Origin of the sequence: Tenacibaculum aestuariivivum (assembly GCF_964507685.1) — a bacterium.
Lineage (GTDB): Bacteria > Bacteroidota > Bacteroidia > Flavobacteriales > Flavobacteriaceae > Polaribacter > Polaribacter aestuariivivum.
Genome location: NZ_OZ208414.1, coordinates 202,646 through 220,311, shown reverse-complemented (window position 1 = coordinate 220,311; position 17,666 = coordinate 202,646). Strand labels below are relative to the sequence as shown.

The window sequence follows — 17,666 nt, the reverse complement described above, 5'->3', positions numbered from 1 at the left end:
TATCAGAAATTATAAAAAAGATTGATTATTAAATAATTCAGGCTTTGCTCCTTTAATATTTTTATAAAATTGATAAAAATGATCAAAATCAGCTTTCATATCTCCCGTAGGGTAAAAAGGTTTTGAAAGTTTTACTTCTTTATTTTCAAAATCGAAACCAAACATTACAATAGGTACATTTGCACCTTGTGCTATATAATAAAAACCTGTTTTCCATTTATCAACAAATTGCCTAGTTCCTTCTGGTGATATTGCTAATCGAAACTCATCGTTATTATTAAAAACTTTAATAATTGCTTCAACAACATTGGTGCTTTTACTTCTATCAATAGGAGTACCACCAAGTGCTTTAAATATAAAACCAAATGGAGGTTTAAATAATGCTTTTTTTCCTACAAAATTAAGTTTTGTGCCTGTAATTGTTTTTGAAAATAACCCTATAAAAAAGTCTTTCCAACTTGTATGAGGTGCACCAATTAGCACGTATTTATTTAACTCTTTTGGAAATTCTCCATTAAATTTCCAACCTAAAATCTTTGTAAATATAAATTTAGATATCATCTATAAATTATGAGCATTAATAATACGGTTTTCTACATGAAAATCAAACAAAATTACCTAATGTTACTTTATATTTGTTTGGCTTAAAAATACAATACTCTTATGGATTCATCAATTTTAATTAGTTTTATAGCTTTTTTTACCTTAATAATTGGTTTTATTATTGGTTCTCTTTTTTCTAAATTAAAGATGAAACAATTAATTAGCGATTTTGAAAAAAATATATCTATTCAAAAAATAACTATTTCTAATTTAGAAACACAAATAACTATTTTTCAAAATCGTTTAAAAGAAAATACAAATGAAACGGAAGTAATTAGACGAGAAAAAGAGTTTTTAAGTATTGAATTAGCTAGAAAGAATGAAGAGTTAAAAAATATTCAATTAAAATTAAATGATAATAAAAATGAGGTAGAAAAATTACAAGATAAATTTACTAAAGAGTTTGAGAATTTAGCAAATAAAATATTAGATGAAAAGTCTAATAAATTTACTATTCAAAACAAAGAGAATATTCAAAATATTTTAAACCCTTTACAAGAAAAAATAAAAACATTTGAAGATAAAGTTGATAAAACTCATAAAGAAAGTATTGATTATCATTCGGCTTTACGTCAGCAAATTGTTGGTTTAAAAGAAATTAATTTACAAATGAGTAAAGAAACTATAAACCTAACAAAAGCATTAAAAGGTGATAATAAAATTCAAGGAAATTGGGGAGAATTAGTATTAGAACGTGTTTTAGAAAAATCAGGTTTAGAAAAAAATAGAGAATATTTTGTACAACAATCATTTATCAATGATGAAGGTAAACGTGTTTTACCAGATGTTGTTATTCATTTACCAGATAATAAAAAAATGATTGTTGATGCTAAAGTATCGCTTACTGCTTACGAACAATATATAAATACAGATGATGATTTAGAGAGAGAGCGTTTTTTAAAGGATCACTTAAATTCTTTAAAACGTCATGTTATACAATTGTCTGAAAAAAAATACGAAGATCTTTATAAAATTGAATCTCCTGATTTTGTATTACTTTTTATACCTATTGAACCTGCTTTTGCTATTGCATTAAATCAAGATAACTCACTATACAATAAAGCCTTTGAAAAAAATATAGTTATTGTTACTCCTACTACTCTTTTAGCAACATTACGCACTATTGATACTATGTGGAATAATGAAAAACAACAACGAAATGCTTTAGAAATAGCTAGACAAGCAGGAGCTTTATATGATAAATTTGAAGGATTATTACAGGATTTAATAGGAATTGGAAAAAAAATTGATGCCACTAAAACAGATTATAATAGCGCCATGAATAAATTAGTTGAAGGTAGAGGAAACCTTATTAATAGTGTAGAAAAGTTAAAGAAAATGGGAGCTAAAGCTAAAAAAATATTACCCGCAAATATTGTAGAAAGAGCAAATGAAAAAAGCTAAAAGAATATTCTTTTAGCTTTTTTCATTGTTATAATTTCAAAACATTATTATTTTAGTTTTTTTACTAATTTATCTACCGTTAGGCCTTGCGCTATAATAGAAAAAACAACTACTATATAAGTAATTACTAAAAACAAATCTCTTTCCATTGTTACTGATAACCCTAGGGCTAAAGCTATAGATATTCCTCCTCGTAAACCTCCCCAAGTCATAATAACATCGGTATTTTTTACAAAATCTAACTTGTTTTCAAATAATTTTATGGGTAAAAATAAAGATGCATAACGGCATATTAAGCAAATAGGTATTGCTAATAAACCTGCTAATACAAATTTACCTTCTATAACTAACATTAACATTTCCATACCTATTAATACAAATAAAACGGCGTTTAAAAGAATATCTAGTAATTCCCAAAATTTATCAACATACTTTTCTGTTGTTTCAGACATAGAGTGTTCTCTTACAGTATCATTACCTACTATTAAACCTGCTGTAACCATTGCTAAAGGGGCTGATAAATGAAATTTATGACATAATACAGTACCTCCCATTACCGTTGCTAAAGTTATAATTACCTCAATATCAAAATCATCTATAGATTTTAATAAACGATACGTAATCCAACCTAAAATAAGCCCAATACCAATTCCACCAATTACTTCTTGACCAAAAAGCTGTAAAACATCAGTAACACTAACATTAGCTGTGCCTGATTCTGCTATTTTATAAATAGTTAAAAATATTACTACACCTACTCCATCATTAAAAAGAGATTCTCCTACTATTTTTGTTTCTAATTTTTTAGGAACTCCTGCTTTTTTTAAAATACCTAAAACAGCAATTGGATCGGTTGGTGAAATTAATGCTCCGAATAATAAACAATGAATAAAACTTACTTCTAGTCCGATAAGTTGTAAAGCAAAAAACATTACAATACCTACTAAAAAAGTAGAAGTTAATACCCCTAACGTTGAAAACAATAGTATTGGCCAACGCTGTATTTTTAACTGATCAAAATTAGTATGTAAAGCACCCGCAAAAAGCAAGAAACTTAACATTTCATCTAGTAATAATGTTTTGAAATCTATTTTTGATATAATTGATTTTTCTAAATTTAATAACGTAGGATCATAATAACTTAATAAAAGAACAGCTAACGTAAATAAAATGGTTAAAATCATTAATCCAATAGTATTGGGTAGTTTTAAAAAACGAACATTTATATATCCGAATATTGCTGATAAAAAAATAAGTACTGTTGAAATAAAGTAAACGTCATCCATAGTTAAAAAAATTACAAATCAAATGTAAAATAAAAAAGCACCTAAATTGGTGCTTTTTTATCTTAATTTTATAACGAATTAAATTTCAAATTACATTACAAATAATCTTCGGTGTTGCATTAAATCCTGTACTTGCTCTCCAATTTGAGCTAATTTTTCATCATTGGTAGCATTTTGAATCGCTTCATCAATCAAATTTACAACTGCTTCCATATCTTCCTCTTGCAAACCTCTAGTTGTTACTGCAGGCGTTCCAATACGAATACCTGAAGTTACAAAAGGAGATTCTGTATCAAAAGGTACCATGTTTTTATTAACAGTAATTTCTGCTTTACCTAAAGCAATTTCTGCATCTTTACCTGTTATATTTTTATTTCTTAAATCAATCAACATCATATGATTGTCTGTTCCTCCTGAAATAATATTGTATCCTTTTGCAACAAAGGCTTTAGCCATTGCTTGTGCATTTTCTTTTACTTGAATTTGGTATTCTAAAAACTCATCTGTTAATGCTTCACCAAAAGCTACCGCTTTTGCAGCAATAACATGCTCTAAAGGACCTCCTTGATTTCCTGGAAAAACAGCAGAATTTATTAAAGTTGACATTTTTTTTAATTTTCCTGATTTTAATTTTAGTCCAAAAGGGTTATCAAAATCTTCACCAATCATAATCATTCCTCCACGCGGTCCTCTTAAAGTTTTATGCGTAGTAGTAGTTACTATATGACAGTGAGGAATTGGATCAGATAATATTCCTTTAGCTATTAAACCTGCTGGGTGTGAAATATCTGCCATTAATATAGCACCTACACTATCAGCAACTTCTCTAAATTTTTTAAAATCAATATCACGAGAATACGCTGAAGCACCTGCAATAATTAATTTTGGTTGATGCTCTTTAGCTTGTGCTTCTAAATGGTTATAATCAATTAATCCAGTTTCTTTATGCACACCATAAAAAACAGGGTTATATAATTTACCTGAAAAATTCACTGAAGATCCGTGTGTTAAATGCCCTCCGTGAGATAGGTCAAAGCCTAAAATAGTATCTCCAGGATTTAAACAAGCTGCAAAAACAGCAGTATTTGCTTGTGATCCTGAATGTGGTTGAACATTTACATACGCAGCTCCAAATAACTCTTTTGCTCTGTCAATTGCTATTTGTTCTACAACATCTACAACTTCACACCCACCATAATAGCGCTTACCCGGATATCCTTCTGCGTATTTATTAGTTAAAATAGAACCTTGAGCTTCCATTACCTGCTCACTTACAAAGTTTTCAGAAGCAATTAATTCCAAGCCATTAAGCTGACGTTCTTTTTCTTCTTGAATTAAATCGAATATTTGATGATCTTTCTGCATATTGTATTATTATAATAAGTAGCCAAATGTAATAATTTTATTATTGAAAGTTTATGCAATTTTCATCTATTTTTAATAGTAAATTAAACTCAATACTATCTTAGTAAATTTTATATTATTTTATTCCTTTTTTACTTTACGTATTGGTTTTAATTGAAATAATATGTAGGTTTGAATTTAAATAAATACAACTATTTAAATGAAAATAACAGCTAATAATCCTAATAGAAAATCTTGGTTGAGTGTTGATAAAAACTCTGATTTCCCTATTCAAAACATTCCTTTTGGTGTTTTCATAACCAAAGATGATATTATTACTATTGGTACTCGTATTGGTAATTTTGCAATTGATTTAGGCGCTTTACATCAATTAGGTTATTTTGATGACATTCCTTTAACTGATGATATTTTTTTACAGGATACTTTAAATGATTTTATTGCTGACGGCCGTAAAACCTGGCGTTTAGTGCGTAATAAAATTGCTGACATTTTTGATGTTACTAATGGTAAATTACGTGACAATGCTGCACATAAAGACAAAGTGATTTTTAGAATGGAAGATGTTGAAATGCAGCTTCCTGTAGCCGTAGGAGATTATACTGATTTTTACGCTAGTAAAGAGCATGCTACTAATGTTGGTTCATTATTTCGTGATCCAGAAAATGCATTACTTCCTAATTGGTTACATATACCCATTGGTTATCACGGAAGAAGTTCATCTATAATTCCTTCAGGAACTCCTATCCGTCGTCCTGTAGGACAACAAAAACCTAATAAAGGAGAAAAAACACCAAATTTTGGTCCATCAAAATTATTAGATTTTGAATTAGAAATGGCTTTTATAACTACCGTTGCTAATGATTTAGGTGATAGAATTGCTATTGATGAAACAGATGAATATATTTTTGGTTTGGTTTTATTGAATGATTGGTCTGCTCGTGATATTCAAGCTTGGGAATATGCACCTTTAGGTCCTTTTTTAGGTAAAAATTTTGCATCAACCATATCCCCTTGGATTGTTACCTTAGATGCTTTACAGCCTTTTAGAGTTGATAGCCCTAAACAAGTATACGAACCTTTACCATATCTTAAAAAAGAAGGAAAAGATAGTTTAGATATAAATTTACAAATGGCTATTAAACCAGAAGGAAAAGAAGAAACTATAGTTTGTAACTCAAACTTTAAGTATATGTACTGGACAATGGCGCAACAATTAGCACACCACACTATAAATGGTTGCCCTATAAATGCTGGTGATTTAATGGGGTCTGGAACCATATCTGGACCTACAAAAGACAGTTTTGGGTCTATGTTAGAGTTAACTTGGAATGGTCAAAATCCATTAAAAATGAATGACGGTACAACTCGTAAATTTATTAACGATTTTGATACTGTTACAATGACAGGCTATGCTCAAAATGAAAAAGTTCGTATTGGTTTTGGTGAATGTAAAGCTAAGGTTTTACCTGCTTTTGATTTTTAAATATTTATAATACAAGCAAAATAATACTAAAACTAATTCAGTTTACATTAAAAAAAATTACTCTATTAGTTTAAAAATAAAAAAACCATTTCGCTAGAAATGGTTTTTTTATTTTTACAAAACTACTCTTCTTCTGGTGGTGGGTAACCAAAAATATCTTCATAAACTTCATCGAAATTAGCACGTAAATATGAGTTTAATTTTTTTCGGTAATCATCTTGTAGCCAATCTATAAAATTATGTGTTGATTTACAAATACATTTAGAGTATCTATGTATTCTATCATCTATTTCACCTCCTAATTTTTTAGCTAAAATTAAAGCATCAAAAATATCTTCACTATTTTCAATACAAATTTTAGCATGATGCTCTATTGATTTTTCTAGTACTTTTTTAGAAGATTGCCCTGCTTGAATAGTATCAACGTATACCTTTTTTACGTCAAAATATAAATCTTCATCTTTAGTTTTTGAAAATTCTTTTTTAACATCAGCAGGTAATTCGTATCTAAATTCATTTTCTATTTCTTCATCTGATAATAAATTATCTAAATAAAAATTAGGAGCTCTAAACATTTTGTGCCAATCTAAATCGGCTCCCCAAGGACCAAAACGGTGAAAGTTATTTCCTAAATCAATTACATTAAAATCAGATTTTCCTTTTAAAATACGAGAACCTCTACCAATCATTTGATAATAAAGTGTTAATGATTTTGTAGCCCTGTTTAAAATAATTGATTTTACCGAAGGCTCATCAAACCCTGTTGTTAAAATACTTACAGAGGTTATAATAGCATTAGGTGTTTTATGAAACCATTTTAAAATAAAATCTCGTTCTTTTTTTGTATTAGTATTATCTAAATGTGCAATAGGATATCCTGCTTTTTTAAAAGTATCATATACATGAAGTGAGGTGTTAATTCCGTTATTAAAAATTAATGTTTTAGTTCCTTTAGCTCTCTCTTCATAAGCTTGTAAAAGCTTAGATAGCATATCTGTATTTGTATATAAATCTTCAGATGATTTTACAGTATAATCTCCATTTGCTCCTATTTCTAAAGATGTTAATCCGACATTATATGAAAACACATTTGCTTTAGCTAAATATTCATTTTGAATTAAAGTACCAATGCTTTCTCCAGCTATTAAATCATCATAATTATCTTTCATAGGTAATTTGATATTTGAACTTAGCGGTGTTGCAGTAACACCAAGTACGAATGATTTATCAAAAAACTTAAATAATTTTGTAAATGAATTATAATGTGCTTCATCAATAATAACCAAACCAACATCTGAAATATCTAACATTTCGTCATTTAAACGATTGTTAAGTGTTTCAACCATTGCAACGAAACAATCGTATTTATCTTGATCATCTAAGTCAGCCTTACTATCAATTATTTTATTTTCAACACCAAACTCACCAAGCATTTTGGCAGTTTGTTTACATAATTCAATTCGGTGTGTCATTATTAACACCTTTTTTTGATAATGCTTTATAAACTGACGTGTAATTTCTGAAAATATTACTGTTTTACCTCCACCGGTTGGCAATTGATATAGTAAATGATAATTTTCAGGGGCATTTTCAAAACTTTTAAATATTTTAAATAATGCTTCTTTTTGGTAATCATATAAATTTTTTCCTATTGTTTTTTTTGTAGATGTGGTTTCGTTGCTCAATTTTATGCTTTTTTGTAATAAGCAAAAATACGACGTATTTAAACAAGATTTGTTAAAAAAGCCATCTTTTTTAGAACTTTTTTAAATCAATTTGAGTTATTTCATAATGAGAGGCATGCGCCAGTACTACTCCGTTTTTTACAACCAATAATTGTGGAGATTGATGTATTACTTCAAATTGATATGCTACTTCGTTTGAAATTTCTCGATAGGTAATTAAATCTAAATAATACACCTTAAAATTTTTTAAAGAAACATCAAAACTACCAGCAAACCGTTTAATAACTATACTACTTATACTACATCTTGTAGAGTGTTTAAAAATAGCTATTGGTTGTTTTAATGATTGTTTTTTTATTTCCTCTAACTCATGTAATGAGGTTAACGGAGTCCAAGTAATAAATGACTCTTTTTTTTCTTTATTATTTCCAAATATTCCACTAAAAACACCCATTTATTTAAATTTAAAATTATACATTAGCTACAATCAAAAAAGCTTTAAAAAAGACAAAAAGTCATTAAAAAAACCAAAAAAAAAGACAAAAAGTCATTATTTTACATTAATTACACACTGGTACTACTTTTGCCTTTAATATTTACGTAATAGTAAAACAATACAATTATGAACTTTAACAATTATACAACAAAATCACAAGAAACCATACAACAAGCGCAACAGATAGCGCAAAGTTATGGTAATCAACAGTTAGAAAATGAGCATATTTTCAAAGCTTTATTTGCTGTTGATGAAAATGTGTTACCATTTATATTAAAAAAACTCAATATTAATATTAGTATTGTTCAAAAGGTTTTAGAAAAGCAATTAGAAGGTTTTCCTAAAGTTACTGGTGGTGAATTAATGCTTTCAAGTGAGGCTAACAAAGCATTAAATGAAGCATCAATTATTGCTAAAAAAATGAATGATGAATATGTTTCTATTGAGCATATAATATTAGCAATTTTCAAATCTAAAAGCCAAATAGCACAAGTTTTAAAAGACCAAGGTGTTAGTGAAAAAAACTTAAAAGCAGCTATTGAAGAATTAAGAAAAGGTGAACGTGTTACTTCGCAAAGTGCTGAAGAAACATACAATTCGTTAGATAAATATGCTAATAACTTAAATAAACTAGCGCAAGATGGTAAACTAGACCCTGTAATTGGTAGAGATGAAGAAATTCGTCGTTTGCTTCAAATTTTATCTCGTAGATCTAAAAATAACCCAATTTTAGTAGGAGAACCTGGTACAGGTAAAACAGCTATTGCAGAGGGTTTAGCGCATAGAATTATTCGAGGTGATGTTCCTGAAAACCTAAAAAATAAAATTATTTATTCTTTAGATATGGGATCGTTAATTGCTGGAGCAAAATATAAAGGTGAATTTGAAGAACGCCTAAAAGCTGTTATCAAAGAAGTTACATCATCTAATGGAGATATTGTGTTATTTATTGATGAAATTCACACCTTAGTAGGTGCTGGTGGAGGTCAAGGAGCTATGGATGCGGCTAATATTTTAAAACCAGCTTTGGCTCGTGGAGAATTACGTGCTATTGGAGCTACTACGTTAGATGAGTATCAAAAATATTTTGAAAAAGATAAAGCTTTAGAGCGTCGTTTTCAAAAAGTAATTGTTGATGAACCTGATACCGAAAGTGCTATTTCTATTTTGCGAGGAATTAAAGATAAATACGAAGCACACCATAAAGTACGTATTAAAGATGAAGCTATTATTGGAGCTGTTGAATTATCACAACGCTATATTACCAATCGTTTTTTACCAGATAAAGCAATTGATTTAATGGATGAAGCTGCTGCTAAATTACGAATGGAAATGAATTCTAAACCAGAAAATTTAGATATTCTAGACCGTAAAATAATGCAGTTAGAAATTGAAATTGAAGCCATAAAACGTGAAAATGATACCGTTAAATTAAAATCGTTAAATTCAGATATAGCTAACTTAAAAGAAGAGCGTAATGAAATAAATGCAAAATGGCAGTCTGAAAAAGCGGTGGTAGATGCTGTTCAACAACTAAAAACCGATATTGAAAATTACAATATAGAAGCTGATAAAGCCGAACGAAATGGTGATTACGGTAAGGTAGCTGAGTTGCGTTATGGTAAAATAAAAGAAGCTCAGAAACTACTTGAAGAACAACAAGACATTTTAGAAAACCAAAGTGAAAACTCTTTAATAAAAGAAGAAGTTACTTATGAGGATATTGCCGAAGTTGTAGCAAAATGGACAGGAGTTCCTGTTACAAAAATGATTCAATCGGAACGTGAAAAATTACTAAAACTTGAAGACGAATTGCATAAACGTGTTGTTGGTCAAGAAGAAGCTATAATAGCCGTTTCTGATGCTGTAAGACGCTCTAGAGCAGGACTGCAGAATCCTAACAAACCATTAGGTAGTTTCTTGTTCTTAGGAACAACAGGTGTTGGTAAAACTGAATTAGCAAAGGCATTAGCTGATTATTTATTTGATGATGAAAATGCTATGACTCGTATTGATATGAGTGAATATCAAGAGCGTCATTCGGTAAGTAGACTCGTTGGAGCACCTCCAGGGTACGTTGGATATGATGAAGGTGGTCAGTTAACAGAAGCTGTTCGTAGAAAACCTTACTCTGTTGTTTTGTTAGATGAAATTGAAAAAGCACATCCTGATACCTTTAATGTTTTACTACAAGTTCTAGATGAAGGAAGATTAACTGATAACAAAGGTCGTGTTGCTGATTTTAAAAACACCATTATTATTATGACCTCTAATATGGGAAGCCATATTATTCAAGAAAAATTTGATAACTTTAAAGGTGATATTGATACAACCATGGAATTAGCTAAAACTGAGGTTTTAGGATTATTAAAACAAACCGTACGTCCTGAGTTTATTAATAGAATAGATGATATTATTTTATTTACTCCTTTATCAAAGGATGATATTAAACAAATTGTAAGAATACAATTAAATGGTGTTAAAAAAATGATTGCAGCACAGCATATTACACTAGATGCAACTGATGATGCTATTACTTATTTAGCTTCTAAAGGATATCAACCAGAGTTTGGAGCACGACCTGTAAAACGAGTAATACAAAAAGAGGTGTTGAATCAATTATCTAAAGAAATATTATCAGGTAAAGTAATTACCGATAGTATTATTTTGTTAGATGCTTTTGATGATAAATTAGTATTTAGAAATCAATCAGATTTAGTACCTGAATAATAATCTATTTAAATAATAAAAAGTCAGTGTTAAAACACTGACTTTTTATTATTAAAAAAGGAATACTCCTGTTAGTGTTTTCTATAAATTTAACTTGTTAATAATTTATTAGTGTTTTTTTACTTACCCTACCTACTGCTTAGCTACTAAAAAAAAATATAATGTCAAATTTAATTTTTACAGTAAAACAACATTAATAATTTTGTTTACCCCCTTAAATTAATGTTTATATTTGCAACACTTATGCAGAAAAATATTAACATACAAAATAAAAAAGCTCGTTTTGAATACGAGATTTTAGATAAATATACCGCAGGAATTCAACTTACAGGAACTGAAATTAAATCAATTAGACTTAGTAAAGCACGTATTACTGAAAGTTTTTGCGAATTTAATGACCAAGGTGAACTTTTTGTTATAAATATGTATATTGAAGAATATTCTTTTGGTAACAACTATAACCATAAACCTAAAAGTGAACGACGTTTATTACTAAATAAAAAAGAGCTTAAAAAACTAGAAAGAGAAGTTGAAGCTAAAGGTAGTACTATTGTACCCCTTAAACTATTTATTAATGATAAAGGCTGGGCTAAATTAGACATTGCTTTAGCTAAAGGTAAAAAAACACATGATAAGCGTCAAACAATTAAAGATAGAGATAATAAAAAGGATTTAGCTCGAATTAAAAAAAACTTTAATTAAAGAAAATATACTTTTCTATTATAAATATTAGGCACGAAAAGATCCTATTATTAATAAAAAACTACACGTTATTATTACAATATTAATTACCCTTTTTTTACTAGAATATATTGTTAAAAAAATAACATCTACAATAAATCATATAAATTATGATTATAAGTATAAAAAAAAAACGTTACCTATTTTACTAGGCACACAACGTTCTAAAAAAATAGTTATGCTTATAACTGTTTTTAGTAGCTTTTTAATTGTATTTGTAACTTTTTACTTTTTTATAAATTTATATTTAAAAACTCTAATTATATTTATATATATACTTCCAAAATTAATTTTTAGCTATTATTTAATGAGTACTTCAAGTATTAATACTCATAAAAAATTATTACAAATAGCTACTATTAATTATTATCTAGTTTTATTAAGTGTACCGGTAACCCTTTTATTCTCAAACCTATGTTAGCAACTAAATTATCAAAATACACTATAGTTTTAGCCTCAAACTCACCAAGAAGACAAGAGTTAATTAAAGATTTAAATATTCCTTTTATTATAAAAACCAAAGAGATTGATGAAGTTTACCCTAATTATTTAAAGGGTACTGAAATATCTGATTTCCTTGCTATTTTAAAATCAAAACCTTTTGAAAAAGAACTAACTGAAAAAGAAATATTAATTACCTCTGACACTATTGTTTGGTTAAATAATAAAGCACTAGGAAAGCCAAAAAATTATAACGAAGCTTTTAAAATGCTTAAAGAATTATCAAATAATACACATCAAGTAATAACATCTATTTGTATTTCAAATAAAAAATTTAAAAAAACAATCAACGATACTACCACAGTTACTTTTAAAGAATTAACTGACAACGAAATTGACTATTACATCAATACTTATAAACCTTATGATAAAGCAGGAGCTTATGGAATTCAAGAATGGATTGGCAAAATAGCAATTACAAGGATTGAAGGAAGTTATTTTAACGTTATGGGATTTCCTATTCATAAACTTTATAAAGAATTAATAAAATTGTAGGGCTACATTTTTATAAAAAGATTATTTTTGACACGCATTTACACAACACAACTAATGAAAAAATATACTTATACCGAAAAAAAAGATACCAGATCTGGATTTGGTGATGGTTTAACTGAATTAGGAAAAACAAATCCTAATGTAGTAGCACTATGCGCTGATTTAACAGGATCTTTAAAAATGGACGATTTTAAAAATAATCATCCAGAACGTTTCTTTCAAATAGGAATTGCTGAAGCAAATATGATTGGTATTGCTGCAGGTTTAACCATAGGTGGTAAAATTCCATTTACAGGAACTTTTGCAAACTTCTCAACAGGTCGTGTTTATGATCAAATTCGTCAATCTGTAGCTTATTCAGATAAAAATGTAAAAATATGTGCTTCTCATGCAGGATTAACATTAGGAGAAGACGGTGCTACCCATCAAATTTTAGAAGATATTGGGTTAATGAAAATGCTACCAGGTATGACTGTTATAAACACCTGTGATTATAGCCAAACAAAAGCTGCTACAATTGCAATAGCTAAATATAACGGACCTGTATATTTGCGTTTTGGTAGACCAAAAGTACCTGTATTTATGACTAACGAAGTTTTTGAAATAGGAAAAGGTATTAAAATGACAGAAGGAACTGATGTTACTATTGTAGCAACAGGTCATTTAGTTTGGGAAGCGTTACAAGCCGCTGAACAATTAGAAGCTAAAGGTATTTCTGCAGAAGTAATTAATATTCATACAATTAAACCTTTAGATGAGGCTATTATATTAAAATCTATAGCAAAAACAGGTTGTATAGTAACCGCTGAAGAGCATAATAAATTCGGAGGCTTAGGAGAAAGTGTTGCTCGTTGTTTAACCACCAATACACCTACACCTCAAGAATTTGTTGCCGTAAACGATAGTTTTGGTGAATCTGCTACCCCTGACCAGTTAATGAAAAAATATGGCTTAGATGATAAAGCTATTATTAAAGCTGTAGAAAAAGTTATTTCTAGAAAATAATTAAAAACACATACATAAAAAAAGCATCATTTATATAAATGATGCTTTTTTTATGATTTTTGATATAAAAAAGTAATATTTTATTTAAACAAGTAAAATATTATATTACCTAATATATCTATTTAAATAATCAGGAGTATTAGGTCTATCAATATCACTAAAATCATTTCTAGGATCTTTATCTCCATTAGCATCTTCCTCCTTTGTTAATTTATTATCACCATCATCATCATCATCTAAATAATCAGGAACATTGTTTTTATCAGTATCATCATTTCTAGGATCACCATCACCATCTATATCTTCAAAAATTGAAGCTATGCCATCATTATCATGATCTGTATCTTTAACAATATCGTGTAATTTAACAATATATAATAAATTTTTATTAGCTAAAGCTCCAGAATTTCGGAAACTTAAACCTGATGGTAATAAGAAAAAACCTTCACCCATTCCTTCATAATTAATAGGTCCGTTATCTGTTATATTTTTACCTCCTTTAAAATGTGTAAAAGCATGTACCCAACCCCTAGCAACAATTAACTTTGAATCAAACCATATTGGAGTAACTAAATCTTGCTCTTTAATTAAACTAGCTGAAGAGTTTAAAAAACTTAATCTATAAGTAGTAAAAATAGAATCTGTTACAGTTGGAAACCCTTTTATAGAAATACCATTATTTCCTTTTACAAAATAATAGTATTTATAATCAATATCATATTCATTTACTACAGCACTATCAAGCCTAGTATCTTTATATAAAGCTGTTTTACCAGTAATTAAAGGTTTAATAGAATCTACATCATCTTTGTAATAATGAGACTTTAAAAACTTAACAATAGTATCTTGATCTTTTAATGCTTGAGCTTCATAATCAAAATTATCAACATTTGAAGAGTTATCTGACCCACATGAATACATTACAACACTTAACAATACGAAATAAAAAAGATGTTTAAATTTTATCATTTAATTCTTAATTTTTAACGTGCAATTTACCATTTTTATACCTTTGTAAAAAACTAAAAGATAAATTTTAACTTTTATATGAGAATTGATAAATATTTATGGTGCATCCGCTTATTCAAAACACGAAGTATTGCTACTGATACTTGTAAAAAAGGACATATTAAAATTAATGATGTAAAATTAAAACCATCAAAAGAAATATTTGGTAATGAAGAAATAACTATCAGAAAAAATCAAATAAACTATAAAATAAAAGTATTAGACATTCCTCCAAATCGAGTTGGTGCTAAATTAGTTGATTTATATAGAAAAGATTTAACACCAAAAGAAGAATTTGATAAAACTGCATTGTTAAAATACTCGAAAGACTATTATCGTAAAAAAGGAGCAGGAAGACCTACTAAGAAAGACAGAAGAGATATTGATGATTATAGTATCGATTCTGAATAAAAAAACATTAATTTGTAATATCTTTATATTTTAAAAGAAGTTGAAAATGACAGTATCAGAAAATATTATATTAAACAATACACAGGTTGAACAAAAAATTCGTCGTATTGCATTTCAAATTTATGAAAGTAATAGTAACGAAAAAGAAATTATTATAGCAGGAATTGCCGAAAATGGTTATTTATTTGCTGAAAAAGTAAGTGTAGTATTATCCGAAATATCACCTTTAAAAATACAATTATGTAAGGTTTTTATTAATAAAAAAAAGCCAATTAACTCAACAACAACATCTTTAAACATTGATGAATACAAAAACAAATCGTTAGTTTTAGTTGATGATGTTTTAAACTCAGGTACTACTTTAATTTATGCTGTAAAACACTTTTTAGATGTTCCATTAAAACGTTTTAAAACAGCTGTACTGGTAAACAGAAACCATAAAAAATACCCTGTAAAAGCCGATTTTAAAGGTATTTCACTATCTACTTCAATAAAAGAACATGTTGTAGTTGAGTTTAATAATAACAAAACACTTGTTTATTTAACCTAATAAAATAATTAATTCTGATACAATTTCATCAACCGTTTTAGTATCAACCGTTACTTTATAAATTGCTTTGTTGTAAAAATAACCTCTCTCAAATAAATGTTTAGCAATAAACTCTGCTAGCTCCTCTTTTTTTAATCGAGCTACTAAAGGTCTTTGACTTTTTTCATTAGTTAATCTTTGTGTAATAGTAGCAATACTTGTTTTTAAATAAACGGTGGTCACATTATTAGAATTCTGTATAACACTCATGTTATCACCATAACAAGGAGTACCACCTCCCAAAGCTAAAACAAAAGGTTTATTAAAAGCTAATATTTCCTTTAAATATAAATGCTCTTGTTTTCTGAAATAAATTTCACCTTTATTTTCAAAAATTTCAGAAACCGTCATATGCTCCTTTTCTTCAATATAAGTATCTAAATCAATAAAAGAAACATTCTTTTTTTTAGCTAATAACCTACCAATGGTAGATTTACCACATCCCATATACCCTAGTAATACTATTTTCATAAACTAACAATTAAGCAGTTACAAATATGATAAAAATAAATAAATAAAAAGCTTTTTATATTAAAATAAACATTGTATATTTGCAACCGCTTAAATAAATAAGCAATAATGACCTGGTAGCTCAGTTGGTAGAGCATCTCCCTTTTAAGGAGAGGGTCCTGGGTTCGAGCCCCAGCCCGGTCACAAAAAAGTTAAGCAAATGCTTAACTTTTTTTATTTTAGGCACGTATGGCGGAATTGGTAGACGCGCAGGCTTGAGGGGCTTGTATTCGTAAGAATGTGCAAGTTCGACTCTTGTTACGTGCACAATACATTAAAAAAATCATTTAAATTAAATACATATTTAATTTAAATGATTTTTTTTGAAGTTATTTTACGCTTTACGTATTTGCTCTCTTTAATGAGCTTAAACAAATACTTGAATTGGAGCTAGGTATAACTTAAATTATTTAAACTTTTACAAATAAAATAGCTTAAATTAGTAACTTAATTCATTTCACAATTAATTAACTAGTTTAAAATCAATAATTCTTATAATTGTAGTATGCAAAAAACATATTTATTACTCATCGTATTTTTATTTGTATCAATAATCGGATACTCACAAAACCTAAAAGGACAAGTTATTGATGCTGACACTAAAAAACCTTTAAGTGCTGCACATATTTTAAATTTAAATGCAGTAACTGGTACTATAACTAACGAAAAAGGACTTTTTGAATTAATAGCAACAAGTAACGACACTGTATTAGTATCCTTTTTAGGCTTCTCCTCTATTAAATTAAAAGTAACTAACGATTTATTAAAAGGAAATGAAGTAGTAATATCATTAAAAGAAAAACCAGAAGAAGTTAAGGAGGTAATTATTAAATCAACTCAATTAATAGGAGTTTTAGAAGTAGATGTAAAACAAGTACCTAAAGATAAATTTACCAGAATTCATATTAACGGCCTACCACAAACCTATGAAATAGGTAGACCACAAAAAATAACATCACCAATAGCCAAATTATTAAACCCTGTTGATTTAGTGTATAACCTGTTTGGTAGTAAACCAAAGCAACTTGAAAAACTTAAAAAATTAAAAAAAGAAGACGATTTACGTAAAATGTTAGCAGGTAAATTTGACAGAGAAGTTATGATGGAATACCTAGAAATGGACCGTCAAGAACTTAATAAACTATTAACAGATTGTGATTATTCAGCCTATTTTATAAAAAAAGCAAGTGATCTTCAAATGATTGAGGCAGTACTAAATTGCTACGAAAATTACAAAACACAAAAAAAAGGAAAAATTGAATTAAACCGAATTCCTGAAAACAGAAACTAGTATAAAAAAAGCAGCAAAAAATTGCTGCTTTTTTTATGCCTTTATTTCATTGAAAATAAGTAA

The 17,666-nt window shown here is 28.2% G+C and carries 16 protein-coding genes and 2 tRNA genes; 11 read left to right on the top strand and 7 right to left on the bottom strand.

The window, feature by feature from the left end:
- Positions 1-9: 9 nt before the first annotated feature.
- The gene (locus ACN5J4_RS00870; protein WP_418650281.1) at positions 10-561 is read right to left on the bottom strand and encodes a lysophospholipid acyltransferase family protein; all 552 of its coding nucleotides are present in this window, start codon (positions 559-561) and stop codon (positions 10-12) included.
- A gap of 102 nt (positions 562-663) precedes the next feature.
- Between ACN5J4_RS00870 and rmuC the strand changes: the two genes are divergently transcribed.
- Complete coding sequence (gene rmuC, locus ACN5J4_RS00865) at positions 664-2,007, top strand: DNA recombination protein RmuC (protein WP_418650280.1); 1,344 nt, start codon at positions 664-666, stop codon at positions 2,005-2,007.
- 47 nt (positions 2,008-2,054) lie between these two features.
- Here rmuC and ACN5J4_RS00860 read toward each other — a convergent pair whose 3' ends face one another.
- Both ACN5J4_RS00860 and glyA read right to left on the bottom strand, forming a co-directional pair.
- On the bottom strand, positions 2,055-3,293 hold the full coding sequence (locus ACN5J4_RS00860; RefSeq protein ID WP_418650279.1) for a cation:proton antiporter: 1,239 nt from the start codon (positions 3,291-3,293) through the stop codon (positions 2,055-2,057).
- Positions 3,294-3,383: 90 nt separating this feature from the next.
- The gene (gene glyA / locus ACN5J4_RS00855) at positions 3,384-4,658 is read right to left on the bottom strand and encodes a serine hydroxymethyltransferase (protein ID WP_418650278.1); all 1,275 of its coding nucleotides are present in this window, start codon (positions 4,656-4,658) and stop codon (positions 3,384-3,386) included.
- Positions 4,659-4,857: 199 nt separating this feature from the next.
- Here glyA and fahA point away from each other — a divergent pair, with 199 nt between their 5' ends.
- Entirely contained in the window at positions 4,858-6,141 is a 1,284-nt protein-coding gene (gene fahA / locus ACN5J4_RS00850; protein WP_418650277.1) for a fumarylacetoacetase, read from the top strand.
- Positions 6,142-6,263: 122 nt separating this feature from the next.
- On the opposite strand, the gene ACN5J4_RS00845 is transcribed toward fahA, so the two are convergent.
- Positions 6,264-7,826 carry a DEAD/DEAH box helicase gene (locus ACN5J4_RS00845; protein ID WP_418650276.1) on the bottom strand — a complete coding sequence of 521 codons (1,563 nt, stop codon included), beginning with the start codon at positions 7,824-7,826 and terminating at the stop codon, positions 6,264-6,266.
- Between the two features lie 70 nt (positions 7,827-7,896).
- Positions 7,897-8,280, bottom strand: a complete 384-nt coding sequence (gene ytxJ, locus ACN5J4_RS00840) for a bacillithiol system redox-active protein YtxJ (RefSeq protein WP_418650275.1) — start codon at positions 8,278-8,280, stop codon at positions 7,897-7,899.
- Positions 8,281-8,448: 168 nt separating this feature from the next.
- On the opposite strand from ytxJ, the gene clpB reads away from it, so the two are divergent.
- From clpB to ACN5J4_RS00820, 4 genes are all read left to right on the top strand, one after another.
- On the top strand, positions 8,449-11,052 hold the full coding sequence (gene clpB / locus ACN5J4_RS00835) for an ATP-dependent chaperone ClpB (RefSeq protein WP_418650274.1): 2,604 nt from the start codon (positions 8,449-8,451) through the stop codon (positions 11,050-11,052).
- Between the two features lie 243 nt (positions 11,053-11,295).
- Entirely contained in the window at positions 11,296-11,754 is a 459-nt protein-coding gene (smpB, locus tag ACN5J4_RS00830; RefSeq protein ID WP_418650273.1) for an SsrA-binding protein SmpB, read from the top strand.
- A gap of 453 nt (positions 11,755-12,207) precedes the next feature.
- Positions 12,208-12,789: a Maf family nucleotide pyrophosphatase gene (locus ACN5J4_RS00825; RefSeq protein WP_418650272.1), complete on the top strand. Its 582-nt coding sequence runs from the start codon at positions 12,208-12,210 to the stop codon at positions 12,787-12,789.
- A 54-nt stretch (positions 12,790-12,843) separates the two neighbouring features.
- On the top strand, positions 12,844-13,794 hold the full coding sequence (locus ACN5J4_RS00820) for a transketolase family protein (RefSeq protein ID WP_418650271.1): 951 nt from the start codon (positions 12,844-12,846) through the stop codon (positions 13,792-13,794).
- A 105-nt stretch (positions 13,795-13,899) separates the two neighbouring features.
- Here ACN5J4_RS00820 and ACN5J4_RS00815 read toward each other — a convergent pair whose 3' ends face one another.
- Entirely contained in the window at positions 13,900-14,763 is an 864-nt protein-coding gene (locus ACN5J4_RS00815) for a peptidylprolyl isomerase (protein ID WP_418650270.1), read from the bottom strand.
- A 78-nt stretch (positions 14,764-14,841) separates the two neighbouring features.
- Here ACN5J4_RS00815 and ACN5J4_RS00810 point away from each other — a divergent pair, with 78 nt between their 5' ends.
- The gene (locus tag ACN5J4_RS00810; protein ID WP_418650269.1) at positions 14,842-15,213 is read left to right on the top strand and encodes an RNA-binding S4 domain-containing protein; all 372 of its coding nucleotides are present in this window, start codon (positions 14,842-14,844) and stop codon (positions 15,211-15,213) included.
- 46 nt (positions 15,214-15,259) lie between these two features.
- Positions 15,260-15,763, top strand: a complete 504-nt coding sequence (locus tag ACN5J4_RS00805) for a phosphoribosyltransferase domain-containing protein (RefSeq protein ID WP_418650268.1) — start codon at positions 15,260-15,262, stop codon at positions 15,761-15,763.
- On the opposite strand, the gene ACN5J4_RS00800 is transcribed toward ACN5J4_RS00805, so the two are convergent.
- Entirely contained in the window at positions 15,755-16,273 is a 519-nt protein-coding gene (locus tag ACN5J4_RS00800) for a shikimate kinase (RefSeq protein ID WP_418650267.1), read from the bottom strand. The genes ACN5J4_RS00805 and ACN5J4_RS00800 overlap by 9 nt on opposite strands.
- 110 nt (positions 16,274-16,383) lie before the next feature.
- Between ACN5J4_RS00800 and ACN5J4_RS00795 the strand changes: the two genes are divergently transcribed.
- The 3 genes from ACN5J4_RS00795 (at position 16,384) to ACN5J4_RS00785 (ending at position 17,603) form a co-directional block, all read left to right on the top strand.
- Positions 16,384-16,456, top strand: a tRNA-Lys gene (locus tag ACN5J4_RS00795).
- A gap of 39 nt (positions 16,457-16,495) precedes the next feature.
- Positions 16,496-16,579: transfer RNA gene (locus ACN5J4_RS00790), tRNA-Leu, on the top strand.
- A gap of 238 nt (positions 16,580-16,817) precedes the next feature.
- Positions 16,818-17,603 (top strand): carboxypeptidase-like regulatory domain-containing protein, encoded by a 786-nt coding sequence (locus ACN5J4_RS00785; RefSeq protein WP_418650266.1) that lies wholly within the window; start codon positions 16,818-16,820, stop codon positions 17,601-17,603.
- Positions 17,604-17,666 lie beyond the last annotated feature (63 nt).

Bases quoted from the DNA above. Each gene is read 5' to 3' on its own strand.
- ACN5J4_RS00870 (WP_418650281.1), bottom strand. From the start codon at position 561: ATGATATCTAAATTTATATTTACAAAGATTTTAGGTTGGAAATTTAAT.
- glyA (WP_418650278.1), bottom strand. From the start codon at position 4,658: ATGCAGAAAGATCATCAAATATTCGATTTAATTCAAGAAGAAAAAGAA.
- ytxJ (WP_418650275.1), bottom strand. From the start codon at position 8,280: ATGGGTGTTTTTAGTGGAATATTTGGAAATAATAAAGAAAAAAAAGAG.
- ACN5J4_RS00810 (WP_418650269.1), top strand. From the start codon at position 14,842: ATGAGAATTGATAAATATTTATGGTGCATCCGCTTATTCAAAACACGA.
- ACN5J4_RS00860 (WP_418650279.1), bottom strand. From the start codon at position 3,293: ATGGATGACGTTTACTTTATTTCAACAGTACTTATTTTTTTATCAGCA.
- ACN5J4_RS00800 (WP_418650267.1), bottom strand. From the start codon at position 16,273: ATGAAAATAGTATTACTAGGGTATATGGGATGTGGTAAATCTACCATT.
- ACN5J4_RS00785 (WP_418650266.1), top strand. From the start codon at position 16,818: ATGCAAAAAACATATTTATTACTCATCGTATTTTTATTTGTATCAATA.
- ACN5J4_RS00820 (WP_418650271.1), top strand. From the start codon at position 12,844: ATGAAAAAATATACTTATACCGAAAAAAAAGATACCAGATCTGGATTT.
- ACN5J4_RS00815 (WP_418650270.1), bottom strand. From the start codon at position 14,763: ATGATAAAATTTAAACATCTTTTTTATTTCGTATTGTTAAGTGTTGTA.
- rmuC (WP_418650280.1), top strand. From the start codon at position 664: ATGGATTCATCAATTTTAATTAGTTTTATAGCTTTTTTTACCTTAATA.
- ACN5J4_RS00825 (WP_418650272.1), top strand. From the start codon at position 12,208: ATGTTAGCAACTAAATTATCAAAATACACTATAGTTTTAGCCTCAAAC.
- clpB (WP_418650274.1), top strand. From the start codon at position 8,449: ATGAACTTTAACAATTATACAACAAAATCACAAGAAACCATACAACAA.
- ACN5J4_RS00805 (WP_418650268.1), top strand. From the start codon at position 15,260: ATGACAGTATCAGAAAATATTATATTAAACAATACACAGGTTGAACAA.
- fahA (WP_418650277.1), top strand. From the start codon at position 4,858: ATGAAAATAACAGCTAATAATCCTAATAGAAAATCTTGGTTGAGTGTT.
- smpB (WP_418650273.1), top strand. From the start codon at position 11,296: ATGCAGAAAAATATTAACATACAAAATAAAAAAGCTCGTTTTGAATAC.